This is a genomic window from Anaerococcus sp. AH8042_DFU013_CI05, assembly GCF_047936775.1.
In the GTDB taxonomy this organism is placed as follows: domain Bacteria; phylum Bacillota; class Clostridia; order Tissierellales; family Peptoniphilaceae; genus Anaerococcus.
Map to the genome: position 1 here is coordinate 318,216 of NZ_CP175954.1, position 24,995 is coordinate 343,210.

Sequence of the window (24,995 nt, forward strand, 5' to 3'; positions counted from 1 at the left end):
ATCTATGAAAAATAAAAAAATCATATCTTTACTTTTATCATTAATCTTAATTCTAGCGCCAATGCCAGCTCTTGCAGCTAATCAAAATAAGATTGTTGGTCTAGATGATAATGTAACAAGCTACATTATAGGTAATGAAAAAACAGGAGATATATATTACGAAAAAAATGCTGATGAGTCTTTGCCAATGGCTTCCCTTAGTAAATTAATGACCTATCTACTAACTAAAGAAGCAATTGATGAAGGGAAAATAAGCCCAGATCAAGAGGTTACAGTTAGTAAAGAAGCAGCTAAATATAATAGCTGGGAATATTCTGCCCTAGGCCTTGAAGAAGGAGAGACTTTTACAGTAAAAGAGCTTTTAGAAGGTTTAATTGTGGCTTCTGGAAATGATTGTGCCTATCAACTTGCAGTGACAGTAGAGGATTCTGAGACAGAATTTGCACGAAATATGACAATGAAAGCTTCAGAACTTGGCTTAAACAGTCAAATTTATTACAATGCAAGTGGAGTAGAAACAGAAAATGGTCAGGAAAATTCATCTTCGGCTAGAGACTTATTTTTACTAACTAAGCACATTATTGAAAAGTATCCTGAAATATTAGAATATGGCAGTGTACGCGAAATAACAGATCCAAGACGCAACATAAATGTAGAATCTACAGTACCATTGATAGGAGAAATACCAGGAGTAGACGGACTTAAAACTGGGACAACTGATCAAGCTGGTGCTTGTTTAATATCTACAGCTGATATGAAAAAAATCGATGATAAAGATGATTTTAGAACTATCGGTGTAGTGATGGGAGCTGATCAAAAAGACACTAGAAATAGTGTAATGAGCGATTTGATTTATTATGTAAGCCGATATTACAATCTAGAAAGTGTACTAGATGAAAACGTAGCAGTAGAATCTATAAAAACAAACACTGTAAGTCAAGGTTATGTCGATGTTTTCCCAAGTGAAAATGTAAACATAATATTAAAAGATGGAGAAAAAGCTGCCATTAAATATGATATAAAAAATAAAATTAAGGCACCAATTAAGGCAGGAGAAGTTCTCGGTGAAGCTTATGTAAGCTATGAAGACGAAGAATACAAAGTGCCTTTGGTAGCAAAAAGTGATTTTAAAGAAGCATCTATGTTTTCAAGAATTATGAGATCTAGTGAAGATGCAGCTGACTTTTTGTTGAAGGTGTTGATTGCTAGATAGTAAGACAAGGCTGTCCGCCTTTTAGAGGACCCGTGCTACAGCACGGAATACCGCAAGCCCTTTTAGGGCTGAGGACTGTAGATTGATATTAAATTTAGTTCGGAACTTCGTTCCGACTGCTCATGCGGCGCAGGGCCTTTGTCCTCGAGCCTTGCTCTGCGGTTATTTCGCGCTATGGCGCGACTCCTCCCTAAGCCGGAGGGGCTTGTTAGTAGCTCAGCTGGATAGAGCACCGCCCTCCTAAGGCGGGTGTCGGAGGTTCGAATCCTCTCTGGAACACCATTAATACCGTTAGAATATTGAAATTCCAACGGTTTATATTTTGTCTGTGGGTAATATGTGGGTAATCTTACATATTATCCGCTTTTTTATTGTATTTTTTGTAACTCTTCATAAATAAATTCATCTAGGTCTTGGATATAAGAATTTGCTGTAATATTAAAATCGGTGTGGCCCATTAATTTTTGTAAGGCTTTATTATCTACTCCACTGTTGTGGGCTATGGTGGCAAAGGTGTACCTACATGTATATGGTATTTTTCTTTCTATGCCTGCATCTTTTAGTGCTGGATAGTAGATGTCATCATAAAATCTTTTATCATGTTTTAGTGCTTTACCTTTATATTCTAAAATATATCCTGACTGACTTTCTATAGTTAGATCCATTAGCAAGTTTCTTATTTTGGGATGGATAAATATTTTCCTGTTTTGTCCTGCTTCTGTTTTTATTCCAAAGTTTGATATGGTATTGGTATCAAAGTCTATATTTGACCTTTCTAATTCTCTGTATTCTCCTGGTCTCATGCCTGTAAATATCATTATAAGTACGTGTCTTATATTTGGTACTTTGTCTATTTGATCTATCATTTGGTTAATTTCATCTTTTGTAAAGATTGTTTTTTGTCTTTTTGTACCTACCGCTGCACCTCCTAATGTTAGGGTAGGGGCTAGATTGGTCACTTGGATATTGTTTCTTATGGCTGTAGTATAGATTTTGTTTACTACAAATTTTAGGTATTTGAGGGTGCCTTTGCTATATTCTTGATGCCTATATTCTCCATTTATCGTTTTGTAGTAGCCTTCTTCATCCATTTGGTCGATGATTTCTTGCAGGTCGGTGTAGGTTATTTCTGTGATATTTAGGCTATGGATAGGCTCAAATTTTTCATAGGCCGAGTCATATCTGATTTTTGTTTTGTGGGTTAGGTCTCTAAAGGCTTTGGTTTGCTTTGTTTTTTGGTATAAAGCTTCAAAGGTTTCGGTTTTTGCTGGCTCTTGATAATTAATTAGGGCGTCCATTGCCTCATTGTAGGTCTTGTAAAATCCTATGTCTTTACGGCCTTTCTTTGCTGGTAGTCTTGCTCGATATTGGTTTAATCGTGTTTTGCCTTGGGGTGTCTTTTTTACTCGCTCGATAGATCCAGTTCCGTTGGGTAGCTTTCTTCTTTTTGCCATATTGTCCTCCTTGTTGTATAATTCTATTAAGAGGCACTAAATGATATAAGAAGTCGGTTAATGTCTTTTAAAAAGTATAATTTAGCACGGGTTTTACAGGTTCCCGTGCTTTTTTATTTGTTATTGTATTGGTACTTCTTCAGCATTCTCCATGCTTGATGTGGTAAAGATTAAGTCAGGTCCTAATTCAAATTCAACATCTTTCCATATAGTGCTGCCATCATAGTATATTCCCTTACCTTCGTTATTTGTGTTTGACTCGTTATAGATTATTACATCATAGTCTGAGCTTTGGTCTTTTACAATTTCGTACCATTCTCTGATGTACTCATCTGTTACTTTAGCTTCATCTTCTCTTGTTACTGTCATGGTGCCGATTGTTTCTGTACCGGATCCATTTTTTATATCATTTTTTTCTGGCTTTATTGAGTTTCCTCCGCAAGATGTTAATGTTAGTGATAAAGCTAATGTTAATAGTATTTTTTTCATATTTTTCTCCTTATTTCTTTTACTCTGCCTAAGATTTTTATAGGCTCATCATCTGAGCCATATGTAGTTGGGGGATATGAGGGGTTTATTGGTTGTAGAGTTATTGTTCCATCGTCATTTTTTATCACAGTCTTTAGTGTTGCATCATAGCCGTTTACATATACAACACAATCCTCGCCATTTTCACACTGCGGAGTGACTTCTACTATTATAGTGTCTCCTTTAAGATATTTAGGGTACATGGAGTCTCCATCTACTATGAGGCCTATGTAGTCTTTGGATAGTTGATAATCTTTTAGGGATAATTCTTCGGTGTCTTCTATATCTTCTATTGCCTCTATAGGGATGCCTGCTGGGACACGACCATAGACGTTGATAGTTATGTAATTTTTGATTTTGGAGTCAGATTTACGGCTATTAAGCTCATCAAGTGATACGCCAAATAAATCGGCTAAAATAAGTTGTGTTTCTATATCAGGCTCTGAGTAGCCGGTCTCATAGTTAGAAACCGTTGTTTTGCCTACGTGAAGTTTATCTGCCAATTCTTTTTGAGTCCAGTTATTTTCATTCCTAAACTTTCTAATATTTTTACTAATCATACATTCTCCTTGTTCAAATATTATGAACTACTAAGTTCATAATACTATAATATCCAAATAAAATGAACTTAATCCAAAAATATTGTACTAATAAATTATTTTTACTTGACAGTCCAAATTACTTGGACTATAATATACTTAGGAAGGGAGGAAATGATGGAAATTGAAGATGAAAATAAAGTAAAAATACATTTGAATTTTAATTTTTATGATAAGTGGACTCCAGAAGAAATGCATAAAGCATTAGAAGAATATAAGGAGTATGCAGAAGCATTCGCTAAAAAAAATGATTGTGTGGTTGAAGTCCACATAAATTTAGACGCTTACAAATAGAGAGGGCCAGAAGCCCTCAATCTTATAAACCTAATTCACGTTTATCAATGGATCTCAATCTTTCGCCGTCTGGGTATTTAAGTTGATTATAAGCTTGTTTTAATGAATTTGAGTGTTCTAAGTATTTTTCAACTAATTCCATGTCGGTAAGTTTAGATAAATCTTCATCTTTTAAACGTAGGTAAATAAGGGTGTTTAAATCAGATGTATTCATAATACTATCCTCCTTTCTTTACATTGTAAGACAATTATAACACTTATAGGGGTTGTCATATAAATACTTATTATTTGTATGAGAATGGTGGATTAGAGTTGCCAGTTAGTAAAGCTAAGCTTTTAGCTAAAGAGCTTAAAATTGATTGGTGGTTGATTTATGAAGAGTAGGGGGTGATTATTATAACTAATAATAGATTGAAGGAAGAGAGATTGAAGCATAACTATACGTATGAAGATATGGCTACACTACTAGGATATAGTAGCAAAAGTACTTATATGTATATTGAAAAAGGAGTCACAAAACCGCGACTTGAAATTATGAATTCAATAGCTGACATATTTCATAAGCCAGTACAATATTTTTTTGACCTAAAAGTCCAAGAATATGGAATAGAAAATAAATAGATTTAGAATAAATCCAAGAAAAATGAATAGGAGTAATTATGAATCAATTAAAAATTTTTGAGAACAATGAATTTGAAATAAGAACAACAACTATAAGCAACGAACCATACTTCGCTTTGAATGATATTTGTAAGATTTTAGAAATAAATAATCCTAGTCAAGCTAAGACAAGACTTAATAAAGACGGGGTCATTAGTAATGAGGTAGGGGTGATAACTGGAAAAAAATCAGACGGTACAAATGCTGTACAAAATGTAAAAATGAATTTTATCAATGAGTCCAACCTATACAAACTAGCTTTCCAAAGTAGAAAACCTCAAGCTGAAAGATTTACAGATTGGGTTACAAGTGAAGTCCTACCAGCAATCAGAAAGCATGGAGTATACATGTCTGATGAAGTCATAGAGAAAACTTTATCTGATCCGGACTATCTAATAATGCTAGCGACAAACTTAAAAGAAGAAAGAGCAAAAAGAGCATTGGCTGAGGCTGAGAATGAAAGAAACAAACCAAAGGTACTATTTGCTGACACAGTATCTGCTTCAAGTAGGTCTTGCTTAATGGGTGAACTTGCTAAGATGATTAGTCAAGAAGCAATAAGACAAGGCAAAATTGATGGAAAGATAGGACAAAACAAACTATTTGCTTGGATGAGAGATAACGGATACTTATGTAAGTCTGGCGAGAGAAAAAATCAACCACTGCAACAGTATGTTGAGCAAGGCTTATTTGAAATGAAGAAAGGGTCTTATGTGGATAGTAGGGGTGCTAATGTATTGACAACCACTACAAAGGTTACTGGCAAGGGTCAGATTTACTTTATTAATAAATTTTTAGGATAGGTGAAATTATGAAATTAGAAGATATAAAACAGTTTTTAGAGTTTAGACAAAAATTTACTAAAAGAGAATGGCACGAGATTAATGAGGCTGTAAGACTACAAGAAAATAAAAGAGCCGACCAAATTGTGTTGGACGACTCTGATATTAGGAAAGTCATGGTAACTATTTCTCAAAATAATCTTCTTAATCTTACTGCCGAAGAAAGAATATCAATTATGGAAGATATAGCTAATGACCTTGGTGTTTGGGACAAATATTAATCTTTGAATAGATTATCAAACTTTTCAATGTTTGGATAGTTTTTCTTTATAGAATTTAAAACAGATTTAAAAAGCTTGGCATCTTCTTTTGTTACTTCAGTCTTGCCGTTGCTGTATTCTGCAAGCAAAAGTAATAAAGATGTGGCTTGGCGCTCTGTCAATTCTATATTGACTTTTTTAGACATTATATCACCTCCTTAAGGTGATTGTACTCAATATTAAAAAGGAGGATGGGGTGACCAGTGAAAGCAAGTGACCATATAACAACAGTTGCAGAGGCTAGTAAGCTTTTAAACTGGGATGAAAAAATAATACGTGATTGTCTCAGGGCTGGGGTTTTAACTTTTGGCACTGCTATAAAAGGTACTGGAGATAATCACAAATATTACATTGATAAAAAGACTTTGTACAAGTGTGCAAATGGGGAAAAAGAATTGTTTAAGTAAAAGGAGATTAAAAAATGACAGTAAAAAGATTAACATTTCAAGATATTTTTAAACCAAACTATGACAAAAAGATAAGCAGAAAAGCAGAAAGAAGAAATCAAAAAAGGGTCTACAAGGATATGCAAAAGGATTACAGAAAAAGAAACTGGGAGCGTATCAGAAAAGCTAGTTTAGAGGAGTTTGGAGAATAAAAATAAGCCCAATAGACGGCAATCTAAGGGCTTGGCAAAAAAACTTATGTGGTTATTATACCACAATTTGAAAGGAAGAAGAAATGAATTGTCATGATTGGGAAGAGTATAGGCGTTGTTTGATGGCCACTAAAGAAGATAGATTATTTTCCTTAAGAAAGTGGCTAGAAACTAAACCTAATGAAAAAGAAAGAGATACAAAGATTTTATATATAGATTTGGAGATTGAACGTAGGGAAAAGATTAGGAGATATTATGAAAATAACATTTACTAAGTGCATATATCAAGACTGTGAGGTGGATGTGCCTTTGAAAGAGTTTCAGGAGCGATTTAACGATAGCAAGGAGGAGGCAATCCTTGAGTATATGTTTAAGGCTAAAAAAATCCATGAATATGTGGAGCTTGATGATATGAAAGTTGGCAGTCTTGATGATGAGGATGAGGAATATCAAAAGGAACAGGATAGGCTATGGGAGATAGATGAAAGAAATCAAAACTCTGACTATTTAGGGGGTCTTATATGACTAATACGATTGTTAATGTAAAAGACCTAAGCCGCGAAGAATGGTTGGAGTATAGGCAACTAGGTATTGGCGGGTCTGATGCTGCGGCTGCTTGTGGGCTTTCTAAGTGGAAGAGTCCTGCACAGCTATATTTAGAAAAGACTACAGAGATTGAAAAAGAAGAGTCTGAAAGTGAGCATTTAAGACAAGGCAGGGACTTTGAGGACTATGTAGCCCAAAGATTTACTGAAGCTACTGGTAAGAAAGTTAGGCGTGATAACCACATGGTGAGTGATAGTGAGTATCCATTTTTGATTGCTGATATTGACCGCCGTGTGGTTGGTGAGGATGCAATCCTTGAGTGTAAGACTGCTAGTCCTTATGTAAAGGATAAGTGGGCAGATGGTGCTATACCTATCGAGTATGAGCTGCAATGCTTGCATTATATGTCTGTTACTGGGGCTAGAAAGTGCTACATTGCTTGCTTGATATTTGGTACTGATTTTATCATCCGTGAGCTTGATTGGGATGATGAAGATATCCAGATGCTAAGGGAATTGGAAGTCAAGTTTTGGACTGAATATGTAGAAAAAGGAATAATGCCTGAGCCTGATGGATCTAGTGCTTATGATGATGCCCTTAAAAATCGTTTTAAAGGGGGACTAGAGGAAAGTATTGACCTAGATACAGATAAACATGCCTATGACCTATATCTTTACAATAAGGAGCAGATTAAGAGGCTTGAGGAGTATAACAAACAGTTTGAGCAGGAGATTAAGCTTGCTATGGGTGATAACAACTTTGGTGAGAGTAAGCACTTCACGGTGACTTACAAGCCTAGTAAGAGTGTAAGACTTGATACTAAGAGGATAAAGGCTGAAGCACCTGAAATATATGAGAAGTATGGAAAAGAGACTGAAAGTAGAAGATTTTTGATTAAGGAGATTAAAAGTGAGTAAGAGAAACAAAAATTATGCAGATGTTTTAAGTGATGTAGCAAAAGATTATATCGAGACATTAAAAAGTGAAATTACTAGGCTGAGAGTTGAAAAGGCTCAGCTTATAAATAAACAACATGAGATTCTAGGGCAATTAGATTTAGCTAGAGAACAAAGGGACAAATATTATCAAATGACAGAAAAACTTGAGAAAAAAATATCAGTATTAGAAGAACAAAACGAGGGTTTTTAGGAGGATTACATGACTAACGCAAAACAAGCACTAAGCAAAAAGGCAAATAATAAACCGGCACCACAGGACAATGTGAGAAATCTATTAATGAGTATGAAGGGGGAGATTAATAATGCTCTACCTCAATATTTACCTGCTGATAAGTTTGTAAGAACATCACTAACTGCTATAAATAGCAATCCTAAGTTATTGCAATGTAGCCCGCAGTCGCTTTTAGCTGCGGTTATGAATTCGGCACAGTTGGGGCTTGAGTTTAATACTCCGCTGGGTGAGGCTTATCTGATCCCTTATGGTAATCAAGTGCAGTTTCAGATTGGTTATCAAGGACTTTTAAAGCTTGCACACAATACCGGCCAATTTAGAAGAATAACTGCTAAGGAAGTGCATGAAAATGATGACTTTGATATCGATTATGGGACTGGAGAAATCAAACATAAACCAGTGTTGATTGGCGAAAGTGGCGATGTGATTGGTTACTATGCAGTGTATGAGACCAAAGAGGGTGGCCGTGACTCTTTCTATATGAGCAAAGAGGATGCGGAGGCCTATGGTCGTAGATTTTCTAAGTCTTTTAACTCTGGCCCTTGGAAAACTAACTTTGATGCTATGGCTAAGAAGTCTTGCATCATACAAGTGCTTAAATACGCCCCTAAGGCTATAGATAAGCCCGAACTAGGTCAAGCTATGGCTTATGACAATCAAGTCTTTAAATCGTCAAATACTGACTCAGAAACTGGTGGTATTACTTATGATATTGACTATGAGGTTGTAGATGATGAGCCAGAGCAAAAGCAAGAGCAAGAGCCTAAGGTTGATAAAGAGACTGGGGAAATTATTGAGGATGATTTCTTTGGGGATGATTTTGAGCCGGTAAAAGATGACAAGTAATTTTGTAAAAGGAATTAAAAGCTTTGCTGGGCATAAGTGGGATACTTACACTGTTTGGTCTGACTTTGTGGAAATGGCGGCTATTAGTTTATCTAATACTGTTGATACTAGACGAAGGGATTTTAGGAATGTAAGGTATCAGGCTATTGCGAATAAATATTCAAAAAGTGAGCTTGAAGTTTTCTCTAAAATCTTTGCTGATTTGGTTATGGATTTGGAAGAAAATCCTCGCGATGTTTTGGGAGAGGCTTTTATGGAGTTGGAGCTGGGAGATAAGTGGAAGGGGCAGTTTTTTACCCCTTACTATCTGGTTAATGTAATGACTAATTTAATTTTAACCAAAGAGGCTATCCAAAAGCAGGTGGATGATAAGGGTTTTGCCAAATTAACTGATAATTCTGGTTGTGGTGGCGGTGTTAATATGATCGCTGCTTTTAATCATATTAAAGAGTTGGGATTTAATCCTCAGCAAATGTTGGTTTTGGAAGGTGTTGATGTTGACCATAAGGCCTGCTGTATGTCTTATGTGCAGTTGTCTTTACTTGGTGCTAATGCTGTGATTAGACAGCGTGATGGTTTGGCTCCTAATAGTGTGCTAGATATTGATACTTGGTTTACTCCTTTTTATATTTTAGGGGCTTGGGAGCAGAAACAAAAGTATGGAATGAAAAGTAGGGCTAAAGAATTAGGTTTTAGATCTTATGATAGTGGTCAGCTTGGTTTTGCTTTTTGATTGTGGGGTGAGTTAGTGGGAGATGAAAAGAGATATTATTGGTTAAAACTTAAGGATGACTTTTTCCAGTCAAGGAAGATGAAGAAGCTTAGAAGGGTGGCTGGTGGGGATACCTATACTATCATCTACCTAAAACTACAGCTACTAAGTATAAATAACGATGGTGTGATTGAGTTTGAAGGTACTGATGAGGATATATTCCACCAACTCTCCCTTGATATTGATGAAGAGATTGATGATATAAAAATGACGGTGGCCTTTTGTACTGCTAATGATCTAATCGAGATAAAGGAGCAGGACTTGTTTTTAAATGATGTTCCTCAGCTGATTGGGTCGGAAACACAGGCTGCTAGGCGCATGAGAAGGAAAAGAGCAAGAGACAATAAAGCTATAGAGAGCGATACAAATGCTAACAATGTTCAAGCCTTACGTAACAATGTAACGGAAGGGCGTAACAATGTTCGTTCCTGTTACACAGAGATAGAGAAAGAGATAGATATAGAGAGAAGAGATAGAGATAAGAATAAGAAGGATGATGAAGTATGGCAGGCACAAATCATGGATACATGGAACCAATTAGATAAAAATATCCCTAGAATACAATCGCTTAACCCTAACACTAATCGCTATAGATTAATCAAAGCTAGGATTAATGAAAATGGCCTGGATAAGGTATTAGGTGCTATTGGATCGATTAATCAAAGTCCTTTTCTACAAGGATATGTAACTGATTTTGTTATTAACTTTGACTGGTTTATTAAGCCTAATAATTTTATTAAGGTTTTAGAAGGTAATTACAAAGACAAAGAGACAGAAAATAAACAAAAGCACAACAATTATGCTCAAAAAGCACGTGAGGAAAGATTTAAGAAAATGTTAGGAGAAGGACAGTAATGGCTGTTGATTTAAGATTAAAAAATAGGACAGACCAAGTCTTTAGCGACTATGAGGAGATCTTTGTAGGTAACTCCATTGTCTTTGAGGGTTTCCTACTACCTCATAATAAAAAGGCTAGGGATACGCAAATTGTAAGATTTGTTAGTGGCGGTCGTAGATATTTGACTTATGATTTGGATCGTGATGGTGTTTTTGTTAGGGGTGTGATACGCTATGGGGCTTTGGCTGAGTCTGATCCTGAAAGTATTGAGGTGAGTATTGCTAAGATTGAGGCTGCTATTGGTAGGGCACCTAGAAAAATTCCGCAAACTAGGGCTGTTAATGATGCCCAGATTGACAAGATTAGGTTCTTTCATGCTAATGGGATGAGTCAAAGGGCTATAGCTACAGAAATGGATATACATTACATGACTGTTTGGAAGATTATAAATAAGAAAGGGGCGTATGCTGAGTGAATTGTGTTAGTTTGATTGGTCGTTTGACCAAAGATGTTGATTTAAGGACTACTAAGAGTGGGACTAGTGTTGCTGGTTTTATACTGGCTGTTGATAAGGGCTTGTCTAAGCAAAAGAGAGATGAGGCGGTGCAAAATGATAGGCCCACTGCTGACTTTATATCATGCCAAGCTTGGGGCGTGACTGCTGACTTACTGTCTCAGTACTGTGGCAAGGGATCTAAAATTGCTATTGAGGGCAGGATACAGACTGGGTCTTATCAAGATAAGGATACTGGCAAAACTGTTTATACGACTGATGTTGTGGCTAATAGGATTGAGTTTTTGGGCAGTGCTAATCAAGCTAAGTCTGAGGATGACTGGGCTGATGATTTTGTTGATGAGGCTGACAATGGAGTTATTCCTTTTTAGTGGTTATTGTTGGGTAGGTCTATTGGGTTAATATAGATTTGCCCTAGATCGTGCATATTTTGTGCCTAGATTGTATTGAAATGTAAAAAGAGTACCTACATATGAATAAGGGGGTAAATATCGTTAGAACGCAAAATAAGGCTTACAACAAGTATGGCAATAAAAAAGTTGTTGTTGATGGACATAAGTTTGACAGCCAGAAAGAGGCTAGGAGGTATGGGGAGCTTAAACTTATGGAGAGGGCTGGAGTTATCAAAGACTTGGAGCTGCAGCCTAAGTTTGAGCTGATACCTACTATTAGGACTGAGACTGAGACTTTGAGAAAGGTTTCTTATTATGCTGACTTTCAGTATGTGGATGTTGAAAGTGGAAAAATTATTGTTGAAGATGTGAAATCTGTGGCTACAAAAACGCCTGTATATTTATTAAAAAAAAGGTTGTTTTTGCAAAAATATACAGATTTTGTTTTTAGGGAGGTTTAGATGAATAAGGCAGATAGGATGGCTGTGATTTTTAGGGAGATGCTTGAGACTTATAAGGCTAAAAATGCTGACTATGGGGATAGCTTTAGCAAATCCTACCAGGAGTTTGGTTTGACTGCTCCTGTTGTTAGGATTTCTGATAAGGTTGAGAGGCTTAAGGCTTTGACCAGGGCTGATGCTAGGGTTAAGGATGAGTCGATTAAAGATACGTTTATTGATTGTGCTAATTATTGTGTGATGGCTGTGGTGGAGATGGAGTTGGAAGATAGCGGTTTTACAATTACACCTTTAACTGATTATGAAAAATGGAGGCTTGGGATATGTCCTGAAAGAAAAAAACCAATACATGTTGGTGATAAAGGGTTTCCGGGTGAGCCTGCACCGGTAAAAGATTATGACCAGGGGGATAAGCTTAATATATGAAAACTAAGGAATTTATTGAAAGAGTTAAACAACTTGGATTGCACGTGGAAGAAGACAGACTCTTTATTAGATTGTTTGATTATGATAGTGATGAAGATTTGGCGGTTATATTTAAGTACACTATGTATAATTTTAATACACTTTTTTTAGGATTTAGATTAGTTAATGATGACTTTAAAAAAGAATTATTTGACCTACTTGTGGAATATGCATCTACTCCAATTGAAGAACGTGAAGAGGAAAAGAAGTTTTATTTGAGACATAGGTGGGCAAAAACAAAAAATGGCAATTGGTTATATATGGCTTTAAGAAAAAGACCGAACATATCATACTTGACACTACAAGGGTCAAACGAAGATGTATTTGAGTATAAAGTTAGATTTACAAAAAAAGAAATTGAAGATATAAAATTTGCGTTTGATACTGATTTATACGATTTTAAAGAGGTGGAGGTGGAGGAGTGAATAAAAAAGACATAGCTATGCTAGCTGCAATGATGATAGCAAGGATTGTAAAGGAATTTAATTTTGGTCTAGAGGTGCACAAAGATGGTAGTTTAGCATTTGTTGATGTAGATACTGGAGATAGATACAAGATTAGTGGAAAGGAATTTCAGAATTTATACGATGAAATTGAGGTGGAGGGATGAGAACAGAAGTGATTTTTATAATATGTTATATATTTTACAATTTGTTTTGTTACTTAGTTTCTAAGGCTTGGGCAGAAGAAGTTCTTAAAGAATATGAGCATATGGAGTTTGAGGAATGAGATACTACGTCTATGGAACTAAGAAACAATGGAAGAAATATGGCGACCACCCTGAAGGATACTTAAGTGAAGGTAATCCTTTATATAAAAATATCATTGCACTGATGAAAGGTGCGGAATATAAATACAAGGCCTATTTAAAAATAGGGATTATAAATGACTTTAAATATACTTTAATATACGAAGATAGAAAAAGTGATGAGGATATAGAGAAATTTGAATTAACTTATATAGGGATAATTAGGTATTTTCCTGAACATGAGGGAACTCTCCTGTCTTTAGGATTAGAAATAAGCAAGGATTTAAAAGCTGATACGATACAATTAGAACTTACTGATATAGAGTGTAGAAACCTACTAAGATGTTTTAGAGATTATAAAATCCATGCAAGCAAATCTGTTTATTTTGAAAGGGTATGTTTGGGAGATCATAGAATGATAGATGATACATTGTTTAAAATAGATGAGGTGTTAGATGACAATTAATGAATTAATTAAACTTACAGAACAATGGGCTATTGACCGTGGGCTTGATGAGAATGGCACAGTAGAAGGGCAGTTGATCAAGACTGCTGAAGAAGTGGCGGAACTTATTATTGGGATTTCTAAGGATGATGTTGATATGATTAAGGACTCTATTGGGGATGTGTTTGTTACACTTGTTATTGGTAGTCTAATTCAAGGTAATAAAAATGACTTGATGAAAACTATTGATGACTTTTATAAGTACCAAAAAAATGATTGCTTTAAAGATAAATTCGAGTGTATACAAACACTCATGCTTAACTTTAGTGATTTACTTGTTGATAAAGATTATAGCAAGGCTGTCCATGTGAAAATCAATACTATAATTTTGGTGGCGGAACTATACAATCTAGATTTTGCCGACTGCGTAGAAAGTGCTTACAAGGAAATTGCTGATAGAAAAGGCGTTGTTAAAAATGGCACTTTTGTTAAGGACTCGGAGCTTTAATTATGTTTATTTTTAAACTTAAGATTGAACTTGATGTTGACGAGCTTTTTATGTTGCATTCTGATTGTAGTACGGAAATTGAACTAGAAAAGGATGCTTTGGAAAGGGTTAAGTCTATGGAGGACGTGGACCCTAGGATTATTAGGGTTAAACAAGCTAGGATTGATATGTATGAGAAAATTCTGGATGCTCTTTCTGAGTGTGAAATACAAAAGGTTGAGGATTAAGCTGGAGGTGTTGATTGATTAATTACAACTACATTAGAAACAAAAACATTAGGATTAAGAGACTTGATAAGGTAAAGTCTGATTTAAGTTTTTTAAAGAGACAAGATGAACTGGCTAAGGAAATTAGAGAGGAGATTGAAAATCTTCGTGGAGGCGTGACTGATGCTAAGTCTGGCTTAAGTAATACTGATCCTGTGCAGGGTGGGGGTAGCTCCCAAGAGGATAGGTACTTTGATGTTTTTGATAAGATTATAGAGCTTGAAAGACTTTTGAAAATGATTGATTTGGATACTAGGGCTTTGAAAAAGGTTTTATCTACTTTGGACGATGAAGATAGGCAGTTGGTTAATGCTTTATGGATTGATAAAACTAGTTCTTTAAGAAAGCTTGAGCCTGAGGTTAATATGGCTAAGGATACGGTTAAGAGGAAATCTGACAAGGCTTTGCTTTATATTTTTGAAGAATTGTATATAAAAACTCCTGAGGATGTATATCCTGATTAAATGCGACAGAAAAAGCGACACTTTAAGTCACTGAATGGGTTATAATAGTATTGTATTAAATTACATAAATTAACAACTACTTGGTACCGCGGTTACTGAATGAAACTCCTTATTTTTTTATCTTTTGATTTTTTGCGGTGGGTGGTTGTTTTTTTGTGTTTATTTTTAAGGGAAAGGCAGGTGACTGGATGAATCCTAAACAAAAGATTGCTGTGGATGAGTTTATCATCTGCGGTGATAAGAAAAGCTCTATGCTTAAGGCTGGTTATTCGAAGAATTATGCTGATAGGAATGCGGAGTCTATTTTTGGCAGGCGTGATGTTAAGGAATATATTGCTGAGCGTATGAAAGAGATTGACTCTAAAAAGATTGCTGACCAAAAAGAGGTTATGGAGTTTTTGACTGCTATTATGCGTGGTGAAAAGACTGAGCAGGTCTTAAGGCTTGATGGTGATGGCTATCAGGTGGTAACTGATATTGAAATAACTGCTAAGGATAAGTTAAGGGCGGCAGAACTTATTGGTAAAAGACATCAAATGTTTACTGATAAGGTTGACCTAAGTACTAGCGAAGGGATTAAGATTATAGATGACATCGGCTAAGTTATCTACAATCATTAATCCTATTTTTTTTGACCTGCATAGGCATATTAAAAACAATGATTACCTAAGATATGTTTTAAAGGGTGGCCGTGGGTCTGGTAAATCTTCTAATATTGCTATTGAATTGATTCTTGATTTAGTGGCTAATCCTGTTTCTATTTTGTGCATTCGTAAGGTGGCTAATACTCTTTATGAGTCTTGCTATGAGCAATTAAAAGAGGCTGTGTCTATATTAGAGCTTGATTCGTATTTTCACTTTGGTAAAAGCCCGTTAAAGATTACTTATATCCCGCGTGGTAATTCTATCATCTTTAGGGGTGCTGATGATCCTGGAAAGATTAAGTCTATCAAGGTGGCTAAGTTTCCTATTGCCACTTTATGGATTGAGGAATTGGCGGAATTTAAGACAGAAGATGAAGTTAGCACTATAGAGAACTCAGTGCTAAGGGCAGAGTTACCTAATGACTTGCATTACAAGATGTTTTACTCATATAACCCGCCTAAGCGTAAGCAATCGTGGGTTAATAAAAAGTATGAGACTCAGTTTATAAATCCTAATACATATGTACATCATTCCACCTATTTAGATAATCCTTATATATCTAAGGCCTTTATCGAAGAGGCTGAACATCTAAAAGACAATAGGTCTAATAAGTATCGCTGGGAATATTTAGGAGAGCCTATCGGGTCTGGGGTTGTACCTTTTGATAATCTTGTATTTAGGGAATTTTCTGATAATGAGGTTAGGAACTTTGATAATATTAGGCAGGGCCTTGACTGGGGTTATGCAACTGACCCTTTTGCTATGATAAGGCTCCACTATGATAAGACTAGGAGATGTATATATTTGTTTGATGAGATATACCAAGTTAAGATGAGCAACCGTAAGGCTGCAGCTGAGATAAAGGAACGTGGTTTTAATGACACTTTGATAATTGCAGATGGTGCTGAGCCTAAGTCGGTTGATGAGGTTAGGTCCTTTGGTGTTAATATCATTGGTGCTAAAAAAGGTCCTGGATCTGTCGAGTTTGGGGAAAAATGGCTGGATGATTTAGAGGCTATTTTTATTGACCCTAAGAGGTGTCCTAATGCGGCAAAAGAATTTGAAAACATTGACTATCAAGTGGATAGAGATGGTAATCCGTTACCGAGACTTGAGGATAAGGATAACCACATTATAGATGCTGTTAGGTACGCCTTAAATAACGATATGACAGGACAAGGAAGCATGAGGACTATTAGTAAACGTAAGTTGGGGTTATAGATTGAAAGAATTAAAAAATATAGAAAAGATTAAAGACGATAAATATAGGGCGTTTGAAGAAAAATTCAAGCATAAGGTTACTACAGACGACTGTTATACTCCGGAACCTGTATATGAAGTCATTAAGAATTATGTAATTGATTATTATAAGTTAGAAAATGTAAAGATTGAAAGACCTTTTTATCCTGGCGGGGACTATAAAAATTATGAATATTCTGAAAACTCGGTGGTAATTGATAATCCACCGTTTTCTATTTTAGCTGAGATTAAGAGGTTCTACATTAAGCATAATATAAAATTCTTTTTATTTGCTCCGAGCTTGACTGTATTCTCAAGCACGCACCTAGATTTAAGCTACGTCATTGTAGATGCCAGTATAGAGTATGAGAACAAGGCCAAGGTCAATACTTCGTTCGTGACCAATATGGATGACTATATGGTGAGGACTGAGCCTGAATTACATAGGATGATAAAGCAAGTCCAAGAAGATAATAAGGTAAATTTGCCTAAATATATTTATCCATACAATATAATTACCGCATCCCACCTAGGCAAGTATGTAAAGGCTGGGGAAGAAATCAAATTTAAAAAAGAAGAGTTACATTTTGTTAGGCAGCTAGATGCCCAGAAGCCTCACAAAAAAACTATCTATGGATCTGGTTTTTTTATTAATGACGAAAGAGCCAAGGAAATGGAGATTAGAGCCAAAGAGATAGAGCTGGCAAAAACTACTAAATGGGAACTAAGCGATAAGGAAAAGTCAATCATTGAAAGTCTAAGCTAATGCAATTATCAATAATCTATTATCCAAAAATGAATAGACCTCGGCTATTGAAACGTGAGCATGGAGAGTATTCTCAACATGCTCATTTTTATACCAAAAAAGAAGCTTTGTGTTGTAGGAAATTGATTGATGCTTGCAAGTATCCACGTGAGGAAAAGTATAGGATTGCAATGCAAAGATTACTGACAGATGAGGAGTTTAAGAAGTTGAACAAAAAGGAAAGATATTTTAATCAGAATTGTGGGGTGAGAAGATAATGGCTGGTAAATCACAATCTTACATAAGTGAATATATGGAGTTGCCCCAAAGAATTTGTTTGCCTACTGATACTGAGATTAGTCCTGATTTAATTAATACTTTAATGAAGATTAAGGATAAGGACAATGAACGTTTTGTTACCCTACAAAAGTATTACAAGGGCTGGGCAAAAATCCTTGAAAGAACTAGGGATGCTGAAAAGTCTAATAATAAAATTGTGTTGGCTTATCCTGCTTATATTGTGGACATCCTTCAAGGTATGGCGGTTGGTAGGCCTGTGACTTATGCTGTTTCTGATGATTTTAGAGATAAAATGATAGCAGTACAAGATATCCTTGACTTAAACCGTGAACAGGATGAGAATACCGCTCTTGCTAAAATGGGTGGTATCAATGGTGTAGGTTATGAAATCAACTATATAGATGAGGAGGGGAACTTTAGATTTAATGAGATCTTGCCTCAGAATATGATTTATGTTTGGGATGATAAGATTAATCCTGAGCCTTGGCTAGCTATTTATGTTAGAGATGCTATCACATTAGAAAACTTAACTGCAGATGAGAAAGCCCAAGCAGCTACTGTTTATACTGCTGATAGGATTTATGAATATGTGCCAAGCCAAAGTGGATTTAAGTTAGAAGAAGAATATGACAATGCTTTAGGTATGTTTCCGGTTATTGAATTTGCCAACAACGATGAGTACACAGGGGACTTTGAGCGTGAGCTTACCCAGATTGATGAAATGAACCTTCTATATTCTGATAATGCCAATAGCTTTGAAGAGACTATAAATGCTCTTTTAATCTTATGGGGAATGGTTAATACTGACTCCGATGACTTTAAGAAGCTGCGTGAAGATGGAGTGCTTTTGGCTACATCTGAAGGTGCTGGGGGCAAGCAAGATGCTAAGTTTTTAACCAAAGATATTAATGACACAGCTATTGAAAACTTTAAGAAAAATCTTGATGAGGCTATCCATAAGTTTTCTAAGGCTCCTAATGTGACTGATGAAAAGTTTTCTGGTACTGCTTCTGGCGAGAGTCAGAAATATAAGGTATTTACTACTGACCAGATTATAGAGCTTAAGAAGCGTAAATTCCATTCGGCACTTACTAAAAGGCTTGAGCTTATCTGTGAGTATTTAAGAATTAAGCAAGGTATTGATTTGGACTATAGAGAGATTGCTATAAACTTTCAAGATAATAAGCCTTATGATGAACTACAAAATGCACAAACTGTTAAGCAATTGCTTGATGCTGGTGCTAGTCGTCAATATGCATTTTCTAAGCTTAAAGGTATTGATGATGTATCTGAGGAGTTAGAAAGACAACGACAGGAAAGGGAAGCCTATAGTGATTTATTTGCTGAGACTACAAAGGATTTGATGTATGGCCAAGATGACTTGGGAGACAATGCTAACGAAGTACGAGAGGCTTCTGAAGGCTAAGGAAAAAGAACTATATGCTAATTATAAGCTATCTTATAGGCAATTAGAGAGAGATTTTAGAGAGATCTATGGCAGCCTTGATGAGATTGAGGGGCAACTAAGCCTTGATGATTGGTCTAGACAGTTATTAAATTTTAAGACTGCATCTACTATGAAAGACCTTTATTTGTCTAATGAAAGGCTGATTACTGCAACTTTTAATACGATATTTGAACAAGCCCGTGATAATTCTATACAGTCTCTTGGCGGGACTGATAGGCTTATTGGAATTAATAAGGCTATCGACAGGAATGCAATTATAAATAAGTCTAGGGCTGGCGTTGATTGGGCTGGAAGACTGGCTCATCACAATGCTAATACTAGGTATGATCTAATCAATGTAACTGCGGGTGGTATTGAAGCTGGAGATAGCTATACTACTATTACTAAAAAAGTAGCTGAAAAATTTATGAATGATTATAGCAAATCCTATACAATTGCTAGAACTGAAGGCCATAGGATATATGAAACTACTAAGTATGACACAATGGAAGAAGTCAATAGGCAGTTAGGACTTGAAAAGACCTGGCACTGTGTGGGTGATGAGAGAGTGAGGCATACCCACCAATATTTAGATGGTAAGACAGTTGCCTTTGATGAGGAATTTGTTTCATCATCTGGGGCTACTGCCTTAAGACCTGGGGAGTTTGGTGTGGCTGCTGAAGATATACATTGCAGGTGCTGGGTGTCTTATGATTATAAAAAGAATTAAAACGGAGTTTATAAGGTGCTAATGTATATACTACAAATATTTTTAATTATGGCCAAGGTTATGGGGTGGACCTCAGCATCTTGGTTTTTTGTTTTTACTCCACTATGGTTAACAATTGCCATATTTGGATTTGTCTATTGGGTAGGCGGGAAAGTTGACGATAATTAAATAAATCAATCAAGGCGGTTTTATACCGTCTTTTTTTGTGGGGAGATACCGAAGCGGAAAACGGGGCGGTCTGCAAAACCGTTGGCAAAGCCATCGTGGGTTCGAATCCCTCTCTTCCCTCCATATGGTCTTTGACTCACTAGACTTTAAAGAAGTGTGGAAATTAGACATACGGTCGTTAAACGGAAGAAAGGAACAATTATGGCAGAAGAATTACAAGTAAATGAGCAAACTGAAGATGTTAATCAAGTTGATGACCAAGAGTCAGAGGCTGATGCTGAACTGAAAACTTTTACTGAAGAACAGGTAAATAAGTTAATTGCTAATAGGTTGGCTCGCGAGAAGAAAAATCATGAAAAAGAAATAGAGCAGGCTATTGAAGATACCAAAAAAGAGGCTAAGAGACTTTCTGAATTATCAAAAGAGGAAAGAGATAGCGAAGAACACGATAAATTAAAGCAAGAGCTTGCAGAGTCTAAGGCTAGGCTAGCCCGTATGGAGCTAGAGAGCGATACAATTGAAAATCTTAAAGAAGAAGGCTTACCGATTGAGTTTAAGTCTTTTTTAATTGCAGAAAATGCTGAAAACACTCTAGAAAATATTAACTTATTCAAACCTATATTTCTTGATGCAGTGCAGGCTGAGGTTGAGAAAAGGCTTAAGGGTCGTACACCAAAGGGCTCTAATACTGTGACTGCCAAGGTTGATAAGAAGGATACTCAAGCAAAAATGGCTGAATATGCTTCAAAGCAAAGAATTATCTAGGAAGGGAATATAAATGGAAAAAGTAAAAACAAATGCTACATTTGATCCAGATAATGTTTTATTATCTGATAAAAAAACAGGTAGCGTACCTACCGAGCAAGGAGATTTAGTAATTAAGCAAGTAGTAGATGACTCATTAGTTACTAAGCTTGCAAAATATGAAGAGATGGACTCTTTAAGAAAGAAGTTTACTTATCTAGCTGAAGGACCTGGGGCTTACTGGGTATCGGAAGGTGAAAAAATCCAAACTTCTAAGGCTAAGTGGCTAACAGTAGAAATGGAAGCTCATAAATTAGGGGTTATCATTCCAGTGTCTAATGAGTTTTTAAAATTTACAGTCACAGACTTCTTTGAACAAATCAAACCTAAGATTGCTGAAGCTTTCCAAGCTAAGTTTGATAGATCTGTACTATTTGGTGGAGAAGATTCTCCATTCCCTAAAGGTCTATCAGTGCTAGAAAGAGCAACTGAAGAAGGAAATATAATTACACAATCTACTAGTCCATATAGCGACATCAATGACCTAATGGCACTTATTGAAGATGCTGACCTTGAACCTCAAGCAATAGCTACTACTAGAAGTTATAACAAGGACTTAAGGGGGGCTCTTGATAGCAGAAACCTACCTATCTTTAATGATGCTCATAACGGAGTAACTGCTGATGTTTTAGGTCTACCTATCGTTTATGGAAACAGAAAGTCTTGGGATAAAGAAAAGGCTGTTGCTTTAACTGGGGACTTTGACAATCTATTTTATGGTATACCACAAGGAATAGAATATAAAATCCTTGAAGAAGCTACACTATCTACAGTAGTAGGCGAAGATGGAGCACCTATCAATCTTGCTGAAAGAGACTTAGTAGCATTAAGAGCTACTATGCATGTGGCTTTCTTGACTGTTAAACCAGATGCGTTTGCAGTACTACAACCAGCTGGAGAACCAGCAGGAGCGGAGGCTTAAGATGAAAGCGAGAAATCCACAAGGTAAAATTGTAGAAGTTACTAAAAAGGCTTACTCTACCCTATATAGATATAGGGGCTGGACTTTGGTTAAGGATGAAGAAGGTAAAGCTACTGAATCTGTACCAGAAGCTGAAATTACTCCAGAGGAAGTAGAAACAGAAGAAGTAGTATCTGAAGATAAGGCTGATGATACGGAAGATAAAGAAGTAGAAGAAACCAACAAAAACTTATCTAAACTAAAAAAGGCTGAGCTACAAGAATTAGCTAGCGAAAAAGGTATTGAATTTAAGGACGATGATACCAAAGAGGACTTAATCAATTTAATCAATGGTTAGGGGGGTATAAATGGAAAATTTAACTCCGGACTATAGGTGGGAACGTGACCTAGATAATGAGATTACTAACCTAGAAGAAGCTGAGGCAAATATCAAAGATGAATTTGAAAAGTTAAGGCCTCTTTATATGAATTGGATAGAAGATTATTGCAATGTGACCTTTAATGAGGCTAGCTTGCCAGGTCCTGTCTCCCTTGCCCTTGAAGAATTAATCAAGACAGATCCTAAGTCTTATAACGTAACTACAGAAAAACTGTCAGATATGTCTATAACTTATGGGTCTGGCACTGGCTCAGGTGGGGGCGCTGGTGGAGCAATACCTGGATATATATTAGCGTGGCTAGAGCCTTATAGGCGTGTCCACCTATTAGATAAAAAGAAACGTCCTTACTATGACGGTAGATGATAAAAGTAAGGTGCCAGAAATCCTATCTAACTTAAAAGAGTTGGAATCGTATCAAGTAGCAGTGGGAATCCTATCCAAATCGGGCGGAGAAATGCTAATGATAGCTAATGTCCATGAATTTGGCTGTAGTATCCCTGTTACTGATAAGATGAGGGGGTTTTTGGCCTACAATTACGGTGTCCACCTTAAAAGAGATACTAAGGTAATTAAGATACCAGAAAGGTCTTTTGTTAGGTCATCTTATGACAATAAATCAAGTGAAGTCTATGATAAGGGCGAGGATTTGCTTACTGAAGTAGTAAATGGCAATATGTCGGCTAGAGCTTTTTATGAGCTATTGGGGCAAACATGTGCTGATACTATAAGAGAGTATATGGTAAATGAAGTTAATAGTCCTGCTAATAGTAGCCTAACTATAGCAAATAAAGGCTCTAGCAATCCACTTGTAGATAGTGGGCAATTGGCAGCAGCTATAACTTATGAGATAAGGGGTAGATAATGGGGCTATTTAATTTTAAGGCCTTGGTTGATAAATTCCAGACTGGTAGGGTCTTGGCTATGATAAGAGAGCCTGATACCTACGATGATAGGACTGGATTGCCAATCGAGGGCAAAAAAACATTTGTACAATTAGATAAGTTTGCAATTGTCCCTTTATCTAATACTGACCTTGCTAATGATGAGGGCGGTATGTACTCAAGAGATGATCGTAAGCTTTATACTTACCAATACTTGCCCAAAGGGACTTATATTTGCAACTGGCAGAAAAATGGTACTAGAAAATATTATAGAATAATGGAGCTTAAAGACTACTCAGATTTTGATGAGGGTCTTTTTATTTACACTCTTAAAAGGAGTGGCAGAAATGATAATGACAATTAGAGAGGTAATTGTTAGTGGACTTAAGGGATATACGGGACTTCAGACTATCGATACTGATAGCAATTATAGGAGACCTGCATATCCCTTTTATAGTTTTAAGTTTACAACTCTACTGCAAAAGGATAGGGGGCAGGGCAATTATTTATATGACTACCCTGATAGTTTAGACCCTAAATTTAAATACGACCTAAGAGAGACCTACCAGCATCAACCTAATTATGTGATTAGCTTTAATGCTTATTCTGATGACCTCATAGAGTGCCAAGAGTCAATCCAAAAGGCTTGGGATTGGTTTAAGCAAGCAGGCTATCAAGATTTTAAAGACAAAAACTATGTTGTAGTTGATGTGAAAAATATTTCTGATAGGTCGGTATTTAAGGATGTATCTTTTGAGTATAGGTATGGGTTTGATGTCCGTATAAGATACCTACACGAAGTGGAGCGAAGAACTGAAAATATTGAAACATACAAGATAAACAAAGGAAAGGAATTTTAATATATGGCTAAATTGGATTTTCCTGTTAATATCCAAAGAAAAACTGTTGCCGTATCTGAGAGAGGATTTGGCACAATTTTAGTTGTTGATAATACTATGGATATTGACTATACATTAGTTGATTATAACTATGTTAATGAATTAGAGCCTGATAGCAAGTTGTTTAAGCTATTAAATAGACTGTTTGCCCAAAAACCACAACCACAGGAAGTGGCAGTATATGGTAAAGCAGATGGATCTGTGGTTGATGCTGTAAGAGAGCTTTTAAACTCTGGCAGGACTGATTGGTTTTGGCTAACTGCTACTGACAATAGCCTAGAAACTGTAAAGGCCTTATCTGAGTTGGCCCAAACTAACAATAAGCTTTATGCAGTAACTATCAATGAATATAGCGACTGTGAAGCGTTATTTGAAGAAGTGTATGAAAATACATTTGTAGACTACCACGATGATAAGGATGCATTTTCGGCAGAAGCTACTGCAGTTATTATGTCTTATAACGTAGGTGGCAAGACTGCTAAATTTAAGGCTATCCAAGGGGTTAAGCGTTCAAATGTATCTGATACTCAAATCTATGACCTACACAAAAACGGGATCAATACTTATGTAGAAAAATTAGGAGTATTGCAAAGAAGTGAGGGGCTTGTTTTATCTGGAGAGTATCTAGACATAGTACTTGCTGAATACTGGATTAGATTCCGTATGGAAGAGCGTGCTTTAAGAGCATCTGTAACTAATGACAAGATACCATATACAAATATTGGTATTGGAATACTTGTAGGGGAAGTTGAAGGGACGTTACAAGAAGCAGTAACTCAAGGAATTATTAGCTCTGGCCAATATAGAGTGGACTATAAGCGCCGTGAAGATGTAGATGCTAATGAAGTAGCTTTAAGACATATAACGACATCATCTGGACTGCACAATTACAAGGTGCTATCCACCAAGGGCAAATATCAGGAATATTGACTTA

General features: G+C 36.2%; 42 protein-coding genes and 2 tRNA genes. 39 read left to right on the forward strand and 5 right to left on the reverse strand.

Going from position 1 to position 24,995, the window contains the following annotated elements; translation table 11 throughout:
• Positions 1 to 4: 4 nt before the first annotated feature.
• The gene (locus tag ACKRLN_RS01675; protein WP_416335049.1) at positions 5 to 1,213 is read left to right on the forward strand and encodes a D-alanyl-D-alanine carboxypeptidase family protein; all 1,209 of its coding nucleotides are present in this window, start codon (positions 5 to 7) and stop codon (positions 1,211 to 1,213) included.
• Positions 1,214 to 1,420: 207 nt separating this feature from the next.
• Positions 1,421 to 1,495, forward strand: a tRNA-Arg gene (locus tag ACKRLN_RS01680).
• 86 nt (positions 1,496 to 1,581) lie between these two features.
• Here the strand turns inward: ACKRLN_RS01680 and ACKRLN_RS01685 are convergent.
• From ACKRLN_RS01685 to ACKRLN_RS01695, 3 genes are all read right to left on the reverse strand, one after another.
• Positions 1,582 to 2,667, reverse strand: coding sequence for a tyrosine-type recombinase/integrase (locus ACKRLN_RS01685; protein WP_416335050.1), 1,086 nt, complete (start codon positions 2,665 to 2,667; stop codon positions 1,582 to 1,584).
• Positions 2,668 to 2,787: 120 nt separating this feature from the next.
• The gene (locus ACKRLN_RS01690; RefSeq protein WP_203127614.1) at positions 2,788 to 3,156 is read right to left on the reverse strand and encodes a hypothetical protein; all 369 of its coding nucleotides are present in this window, start codon (positions 3,154 to 3,156) and stop codon (positions 2,788 to 2,790) included.
• Positions 3,153 to 3,755 carry a LexA family protein gene (locus tag ACKRLN_RS01695; protein WP_203127615.1) on the reverse strand — a complete coding sequence of 201 codons (603 nt, stop codon included), beginning with the start codon at positions 3,753 to 3,755 and terminating at the stop codon, positions 3,153 to 3,155. The genes ACKRLN_RS01690 and ACKRLN_RS01695 overlap by 4 nt, the downstream gene beginning before the upstream one ends.
• Before the next feature lie 156 nt (positions 3,756 to 3,911).
• Between ACKRLN_RS01695 and ACKRLN_RS01700 the strand changes: the two genes are divergently transcribed.
• A complete protein-coding gene (locus ACKRLN_RS01700; protein WP_203127616.1) occupies positions 3,912 to 4,088 on the forward strand; it encodes a hypothetical protein in 177 nt (58 codons plus the stop codon).
• Positions 4,089 to 4,110: 22 nt separating this feature from the next.
• Here the strand turns inward: ACKRLN_RS01700 and ACKRLN_RS01705 are convergent, their stop codons facing one another.
• A complete protein-coding gene (locus tag ACKRLN_RS01705; protein WP_203127617.1) occupies positions 4,111 to 4,302 on the reverse strand; it encodes a hypothetical protein in 192 nt (63 codons plus the stop codon).
• 173 nt (positions 4,303 to 4,475) lie between these two features.
• On the opposite strand from ACKRLN_RS01705, the gene ACKRLN_RS01710 reads away from it, so the two are divergent.
• The 3 genes from ACKRLN_RS01710 to ACKRLN_RS01720 are packed head-to-tail and all read left to right on the forward strand — an operon-like array spanning position 4,476 to position 5,811.
• Complete coding sequence (locus ACKRLN_RS01710) at positions 4,476 to 4,709, forward strand: helix-turn-helix transcriptional regulator (protein WP_416335051.1); 234 nt, start codon at positions 4,476 to 4,478, stop codon at positions 4,707 to 4,709.
• 38 nt (positions 4,710 to 4,747) lie between these two features.
• A complete protein-coding gene (locus tag ACKRLN_RS01715; protein ID WP_203127619.1) occupies positions 4,748 to 5,551 on the forward strand; it encodes a phage antirepressor KilAC domain-containing protein in 804 nt (267 codons plus the stop codon).
• 8 nt (positions 5,552 to 5,559) lie between these two features.
• Positions 5,560 to 5,811 (forward strand): hypothetical protein, encoded by a 252-nt coding sequence (locus tag ACKRLN_RS01720; RefSeq protein ID WP_203127620.1) that lies wholly within the window; start codon positions 5,560 to 5,562, stop codon positions 5,809 to 5,811.
• On the opposite strand, the gene ACKRLN_RS01725 is transcribed toward ACKRLN_RS01720, so the two are convergent.
• The gene (locus ACKRLN_RS01725) at positions 5,808 to 5,996 is read right to left on the reverse strand and encodes a hypothetical protein (RefSeq protein WP_203127621.1); all 189 of its coding nucleotides are present in this window, start codon (positions 5,994 to 5,996) and stop codon (positions 5,808 to 5,810) included. The genes ACKRLN_RS01720 and ACKRLN_RS01725 overlap by 4 nt on opposite strands.
• A 57-nt stretch (positions 5,997 to 6,053) precedes the next feature.
• Here ACKRLN_RS01725 and ACKRLN_RS01730 point away from each other — a divergent pair, with 57 nt between their 5' ends.
• From ACKRLN_RS01730 to ACKRLN_RS01890, 33 genes are all read left to right on the forward strand, one after another.
• Entirely contained in the window at positions 6,054 to 6,257 is a 204-nt protein-coding gene (locus tag ACKRLN_RS01730; RefSeq protein WP_203127622.1) for a hypothetical protein, read from the forward strand.
• A 14-nt stretch (positions 6,258 to 6,271) separates the two neighbouring features.
• Positions 6,272 to 6,448: a hypothetical protein gene (locus ACKRLN_RS01735; RefSeq protein ID WP_416335052.1), complete on the forward strand. Its 177-nt coding sequence runs from the start codon at positions 6,272 to 6,274 to the stop codon at positions 6,446 to 6,448.
• Positions 6,449 to 6,531: 83 nt separating this feature from the next.
• Positions 6,532 to 6,723 (forward strand): hypothetical protein, encoded by a 192-nt coding sequence (locus ACKRLN_RS01740; protein ID WP_416335053.1) that lies wholly within the window; start codon positions 6,532 to 6,534, stop codon positions 6,721 to 6,723.
• Positions 6,704 to 6,973 carry a hypothetical protein gene (locus ACKRLN_RS01745; RefSeq protein ID WP_416335054.1) on the forward strand — a complete coding sequence of 90 codons (270 nt, stop codon included), beginning with the start codon at positions 6,704 to 6,706 and terminating at the stop codon, positions 6,971 to 6,973. The genes ACKRLN_RS01740 and ACKRLN_RS01745 overlap by 20 nt, the downstream gene beginning before the upstream one ends.
• The gene (locus ACKRLN_RS01750) at positions 6,970 to 7,911 is read left to right on the forward strand and encodes a YqaJ viral recombinase family protein (protein ID WP_416335055.1); all 942 of its coding nucleotides are present in this window, start codon (positions 6,970 to 6,972) and stop codon (positions 7,909 to 7,911) included. Before ACKRLN_RS01745 ends, ACKRLN_RS01750 begins: the two co-directional genes overlap by 4 nt.
• Positions 7,904 to 8,143: a hypothetical protein gene (locus tag ACKRLN_RS01755; RefSeq protein WP_416335056.1), complete on the forward strand. Its 240-nt coding sequence runs from the start codon at positions 7,904 to 7,906 to the stop codon at positions 8,141 to 8,143. Before ACKRLN_RS01750 ends, ACKRLN_RS01755 begins: the two co-directional genes overlap by 8 nt.
• A gap of 9 nt (positions 8,144 to 8,152) precedes the next feature.
• Positions 8,153 to 9,031, forward strand: coding sequence for a recombinase RecT (locus ACKRLN_RS01760; RefSeq protein ID WP_416335057.1), 879 nt, complete (start codon positions 8,153 to 8,155; stop codon positions 9,029 to 9,031).
• Entirely contained in the window at positions 9,021 to 9,764 is a 744-nt protein-coding gene (locus tag ACKRLN_RS01765) for a hypothetical protein (protein ID WP_416335058.1), read from the forward strand. Before ACKRLN_RS01760 ends, ACKRLN_RS01765 begins: the two co-directional genes overlap by 11 nt.
• Before the next feature lie 15 nt (positions 9,765 to 9,779).
• The gene (locus tag ACKRLN_RS01770; RefSeq protein ID WP_416335059.1) at positions 9,780 to 10,658 is read left to right on the forward strand and encodes a phage replisome organizer N-terminal domain-containing protein; all 879 of its coding nucleotides are present in this window, start codon (positions 9,780 to 9,782) and stop codon (positions 10,656 to 10,658) included.
• Positions 10,658 to 11,116 carry a hypothetical protein gene (locus tag ACKRLN_RS01775; protein WP_416335060.1) on the forward strand — a complete coding sequence of 153 codons (459 nt, stop codon included), beginning with the start codon at positions 10,658 to 10,660 and terminating at the stop codon, positions 11,114 to 11,116. The genes ACKRLN_RS01770 and ACKRLN_RS01775 overlap by 1 nt, the downstream gene beginning before the upstream one ends.
• On the forward strand, positions 11,113 to 11,526 hold the full coding sequence (locus ACKRLN_RS01780; protein WP_416335061.1) for a single-stranded DNA-binding protein: 414 nt from the start codon (positions 11,113 to 11,115) through the stop codon (positions 11,524 to 11,526). The genes ACKRLN_RS01775 and ACKRLN_RS01780 overlap by 4 nt, the downstream gene beginning before the upstream one ends.
• Positions 11,527 to 11,627: 101 nt before the next feature.
• Positions 11,628 to 12,008 carry a DUF1064 domain-containing protein gene (locus ACKRLN_RS01785; protein WP_416335062.1) on the forward strand — a complete coding sequence of 127 codons (381 nt, stop codon included), beginning with the start codon at positions 11,628 to 11,630 and terminating at the stop codon, positions 12,006 to 12,008.
• A complete protein-coding gene (locus ACKRLN_RS01790; protein ID WP_416335063.1) occupies positions 12,009 to 12,431 on the forward strand; it encodes a nucleotide modification associated domain-containing protein in 423 nt (140 codons plus the stop codon).
• A complete protein-coding gene (locus tag ACKRLN_RS01795) occupies positions 12,428 to 12,895 on the forward strand; it encodes a hypothetical protein (RefSeq protein ID WP_416335064.1) in 468 nt (155 codons plus the stop codon). The genes ACKRLN_RS01790 and ACKRLN_RS01795 overlap by 4 nt, the downstream gene beginning before the upstream one ends.
• Entirely contained in the window at positions 12,892 to 13,080 is a 189-nt protein-coding gene (locus ACKRLN_RS01800) for a hypothetical protein (protein ID WP_416335065.1), read from the forward strand. Before ACKRLN_RS01795 ends, ACKRLN_RS01800 begins: the two co-directional genes overlap by 4 nt.
• A 115-nt stretch (positions 13,081 to 13,195) precedes the next feature.
• Positions 13,196 to 13,684: a hypothetical protein gene (locus ACKRLN_RS01805; protein ID WP_416335066.1), complete on the forward strand. Its 489-nt coding sequence runs from the start codon at positions 13,196 to 13,198 to the stop codon at positions 13,682 to 13,684.
• Positions 13,674 to 14,171, forward strand: a complete 498-nt coding sequence (locus tag ACKRLN_RS01810) for a MazG-like family protein (RefSeq protein ID WP_416335067.1) — start codon at positions 13,674 to 13,676, stop codon at positions 14,169 to 14,171. Before ACKRLN_RS01805 ends, ACKRLN_RS01810 begins: the two co-directional genes overlap by 11 nt.
• A 2-nt stretch (positions 14,172 to 14,173) precedes the next feature.
• Positions 14,174 to 14,398 (forward strand): hypothetical protein, encoded by a 225-nt coding sequence (locus tag ACKRLN_RS01815; RefSeq protein ID WP_416335068.1) that lies wholly within the window; start codon positions 14,174 to 14,176, stop codon positions 14,396 to 14,398.
• Between the two features lie 14 nt (positions 14,399 to 14,412).
• Positions 14,413 to 14,901: a hypothetical protein gene (locus ACKRLN_RS01820; RefSeq protein ID WP_416335069.1), complete on the forward strand. Its 489-nt coding sequence runs from the start codon at positions 14,413 to 14,415 to the stop codon at positions 14,899 to 14,901.
• A gap of 188 nt (positions 14,902 to 15,089) precedes the next feature.
• The gene (locus ACKRLN_RS01825; RefSeq protein ID WP_416335070.1) at positions 15,090 to 15,503 is read left to right on the forward strand and encodes a terminase small subunit; all 414 of its coding nucleotides are present in this window, start codon (positions 15,090 to 15,092) and stop codon (positions 15,501 to 15,503) included.
• On the forward strand, positions 15,490 to 16,767 hold the full coding sequence (locus ACKRLN_RS01830; protein WP_416335071.1) for a PBSX family phage terminase large subunit: 1,278 nt from the start codon (positions 15,490 to 15,492) through the stop codon (positions 16,765 to 16,767). The genes ACKRLN_RS01825 and ACKRLN_RS01830 overlap by 14 nt, the downstream gene beginning before the upstream one ends.
• Before the next feature lies 1 nt (position 16,768).
• The gene (locus ACKRLN_RS01835) at positions 16,769 to 17,551 is read left to right on the forward strand and encodes a hypothetical protein (RefSeq protein ID WP_416335072.1); all 783 of its coding nucleotides are present in this window, start codon (positions 16,769 to 16,771) and stop codon (positions 17,549 to 17,551) included.
• A 256-nt stretch (positions 17,552 to 17,807) separates the two neighbouring features.
• Positions 17,808 to 19,256, forward strand: coding sequence for a phage portal protein (locus ACKRLN_RS01840; protein WP_416335073.1), 1,449 nt, complete (start codon positions 17,808 to 17,810; stop codon positions 19,254 to 19,256).
• Positions 19,222 to 20,007, forward strand: a complete 786-nt coding sequence (locus tag ACKRLN_RS01845; RefSeq protein WP_416335074.1) for a phage minor head protein — start codon at positions 19,222 to 19,224, stop codon at positions 20,005 to 20,007. The genes ACKRLN_RS01840 and ACKRLN_RS01845 overlap by 35 nt, the downstream gene beginning before the upstream one ends.
• A 207-nt stretch (positions 20,008 to 20,214) precedes the next feature.
• Positions 20,215 to 20,298 (forward strand) — tRNA-Cys (locus ACKRLN_RS01850).
• 78 nt (positions 20,299 to 20,376) lie between these two features.
• A complete protein-coding gene (locus ACKRLN_RS01855) occupies positions 20,377 to 20,940 on the forward strand; it encodes a DUF4355 domain-containing protein (RefSeq protein WP_416335075.1) in 564 nt (187 codons plus the stop codon).
• 13 nt (positions 20,941 to 20,953) lie between these two features.
• On the forward strand, positions 20,954 to 21,901 hold the full coding sequence (locus ACKRLN_RS01860; protein WP_416335076.1) for a phage major capsid protein: 948 nt from the start codon (positions 20,954 to 20,956) through the stop codon (positions 21,899 to 21,901).
• A gap of 1 nt (position 21,902) precedes the next feature.
• Positions 21,903 to 22,238 (forward strand): hypothetical protein, encoded by a 336-nt coding sequence (locus ACKRLN_RS01865; RefSeq protein WP_416335077.1) that lies wholly within the window; start codon positions 21,903 to 21,905, stop codon positions 22,236 to 22,238.
• Between the two features lie 10 nt (positions 22,239 to 22,248).
• Positions 22,249 to 22,644: a hypothetical protein gene (locus tag ACKRLN_RS01870; RefSeq protein WP_416335078.1), complete on the forward strand. Its 396-nt coding sequence runs from the start codon at positions 22,249 to 22,251 to the stop codon at positions 22,642 to 22,644.
• Entirely contained in the window at positions 22,631 to 23,143 is a 513-nt protein-coding gene (locus tag ACKRLN_RS01875) for a hypothetical protein (protein WP_416335079.1), read from the forward strand. The genes ACKRLN_RS01870 and ACKRLN_RS01875 overlap by 14 nt, the downstream gene beginning before the upstream one ends.
• Entirely contained in the window at positions 23,143 to 23,526 is a 384-nt protein-coding gene (locus ACKRLN_RS01880; protein WP_416335080.1) for a hypothetical protein, read from the forward strand. Before ACKRLN_RS01875 ends, ACKRLN_RS01880 begins: the two co-directional genes overlap by 1 nt.
• Positions 23,510 to 24,022: an LIC_12616 family protein gene (locus tag ACKRLN_RS01885; RefSeq protein ID WP_416335081.1), complete on the forward strand. Its 513-nt coding sequence runs from the start codon at positions 23,510 to 23,512 to the stop codon at positions 24,020 to 24,022. Before ACKRLN_RS01880 ends, ACKRLN_RS01885 begins: the two co-directional genes overlap by 17 nt.
• A gap of 3 nt (positions 24,023 to 24,025) precedes the next feature.
• Entirely contained in the window at positions 24,026 to 24,991 is a 966-nt protein-coding gene (locus ACKRLN_RS01890) for a DUF3383 family protein (RefSeq protein WP_416335082.1), read from the forward strand.
• Positions 24,992 to 24,995 lie beyond the last annotated feature (4 nt).

Coding starts and splice junctions, on each gene's coding strand:
- ACKRLN_RS01880 (WP_416335080.1), top strand. CDS start 23,143: ATGGGGCTATTTAATTTTAAGGCCTTGGTTGATAAATTCCAGACTGGT.
- ACKRLN_RS01840 (WP_416335073.1), top strand. CDS start 17,808: ATGGCTGGTAAATCACAATCTTACATAAGTGAATATATGGAGTTGCCC.
- ACKRLN_RS01860 (WP_416335076.1), top strand. CDS start 20,954: ATGGAAAAAGTAAAAACAAATGCTACATTTGATCCAGATAATGTTTTA.
- ACKRLN_RS01705 (WP_203127617.1), bottom strand. CDS start 4,302: ATGAATACATCTGATTTAAACACCCTTATTTACCTACGTTTAAAAGAT.
- ACKRLN_RS01870 (WP_416335078.1), top strand. CDS start 22,249: ATGGAAAATTTAACTCCGGACTATAGGTGGGAACGTGACCTAGATAAT.
- ACKRLN_RS01855 (WP_416335075.1), top strand. CDS start 20,377: ATGGCAGAAGAATTACAAGTAAATGAGCAAACTGAAGATGTTAATCAA.
- ACKRLN_RS01825 (WP_416335070.1), top strand. CDS start 15,090: ATGAATCCTAAACAAAAGATTGCTGTGGATGAGTTTATCATCTGCGGT.
- ACKRLN_RS01815 (WP_416335068.1), top strand. CDS start 14,174: ATGTTTATTTTTAAACTTAAGATTGAACTTGATGTTGACGAGCTTTTT.
- ACKRLN_RS01760 (WP_416335057.1), top strand. CDS start 8,153: ATGACTAACGCAAAACAAGCACTAAGCAAAAAGGCAAATAATAAACCG.
- ACKRLN_RS01690 (WP_203127614.1), bottom strand. CDS start 3,156: ATGAAAAAAATACTATTAACATTAGCTTTATCACTAACATTAACATCT.
- ACKRLN_RS01745 (WP_416335054.1), top strand. CDS start 6,704: ATGAAAATAACATTTACTAAGTGCATATATCAAGACTGTGAGGTGGAT.
- ACKRLN_RS01685 (WP_416335050.1), bottom strand. CDS start 2,667: ATGGCAAAAAGAAGAAAGCTACCCAACGGAACTGGATCTATCGAGCGA.
- ACKRLN_RS01795 (WP_416335064.1), top strand. CDS start 12,428: ATGAAAACTAAGGAATTTATTGAAAGAGTTAAACAACTTGGATTGCAC.
- ACKRLN_RS01740 (WP_416335053.1), top strand. CDS start 6,532: ATGAATTGTCATGATTGGGAAGAGTATAGGCGTTGTTTGATGGCCACT.
- ACKRLN_RS01720 (WP_203127620.1), top strand. CDS start 5,560: ATGAAATTAGAAGATATAAAACAGTTTTTAGAGTTTAGACAAAAATTT.
- ACKRLN_RS01725 (WP_203127621.1), bottom strand. CDS start 5,996: ATGTCTAAAAAAGTCAATATAGAATTGACAGAGCGCCAAGCCACATCT.
- ACKRLN_RS01675 (WP_416335049.1), top strand. CDS start 5: ATGAAAAATAAAAAAATCATATCTTTACTTTTATCATTAATCTTAATT.
- ACKRLN_RS01700 (WP_203127616.1), top strand. CDS start 3,912: ATGGAAATTGAAGATGAAAATAAAGTAAAAATACATTTGAATTTTAAT.
- ACKRLN_RS01750 (WP_416335055.1), top strand. CDS start 6,970: ATGACTAATACGATTGTTAATGTAAAAGACCTAAGCCGCGAAGAATGG.
- ACKRLN_RS01875 (WP_416335079.1), top strand. CDS start 22,631: ATGACGGTAGATGATAAAAGTAAGGTGCCAGAAATCCTATCTAACTTA.
- ACKRLN_RS01715 (WP_203127619.1), top strand. CDS start 4,748: ATGAATCAATTAAAAATTTTTGAGAACAATGAATTTGAAATAAGAACA.
- ACKRLN_RS01765 (WP_416335058.1), top strand. CDS start 9,021: ATGACAAGTAATTTTGTAAAAGGAATTAAAAGCTTTGCTGGGCATAAG.
- ACKRLN_RS01735 (WP_416335052.1), top strand. CDS start 6,272: ATGACAGTAAAAAGATTAACATTTCAAGATATTTTTAAACCAAACTAT.
- ACKRLN_RS01790 (WP_416335063.1), top strand. CDS start 12,009: ATGAATAAGGCAGATAGGATGGCTGTGATTTTTAGGGAGATGCTTGAG.
- ACKRLN_RS01845 (WP_416335074.1), top strand. CDS start 19,222: ATGCTAACGAAGTACGAGAGGCTTCTGAAGGCTAAGGAAAAAGAACTA.
- ACKRLN_RS01865 (WP_416335077.1), top strand. CDS start 21,903: ATGAAAGCGAGAAATCCACAAGGTAAAATTGTAGAAGTTACTAAAAAG.
- ACKRLN_RS01830 (WP_416335071.1), top strand. CDS start 15,490: ATGACATCGGCTAAGTTATCTACAATCATTAATCCTATTTTTTTTGAC.
- ACKRLN_RS01885 (WP_416335081.1), top strand. CDS start 23,510: ATGATAATGACAATTAGAGAGGTAATTGTTAGTGGACTTAAGGGATAT.
- ACKRLN_RS01890 (WP_416335082.1), top strand. CDS start 24,026: ATGGCTAAATTGGATTTTCCTGTTAATATCCAAAGAAAAACTGTTGCC.
- ACKRLN_RS01695 (WP_203127615.1), bottom strand. CDS start 3,755: ATGATTAGTAAAAATATTAGAAAGTTTAGGAATGAAAATAACTGGACT.
- ACKRLN_RS01785 (WP_416335062.1), top strand. CDS start 11,628: ATGAATAAGGGGGTAAATATCGTTAGAACGCAAAATAAGGCTTACAAC.
- ACKRLN_RS01805 (WP_416335066.1), top strand. CDS start 13,196: ATGAGATACTACGTCTATGGAACTAAGAAACAATGGAAGAAATATGGC.
- ACKRLN_RS01775 (WP_416335060.1), top strand. CDS start 10,658: ATGGCTGTTGATTTAAGATTAAAAAATAGGACAGACCAAGTCTTTAGC.
- ACKRLN_RS01810 (WP_416335067.1), top strand. CDS start 13,674: ATGACAATTAATGAATTAATTAAACTTACAGAACAATGGGCTATTGAC.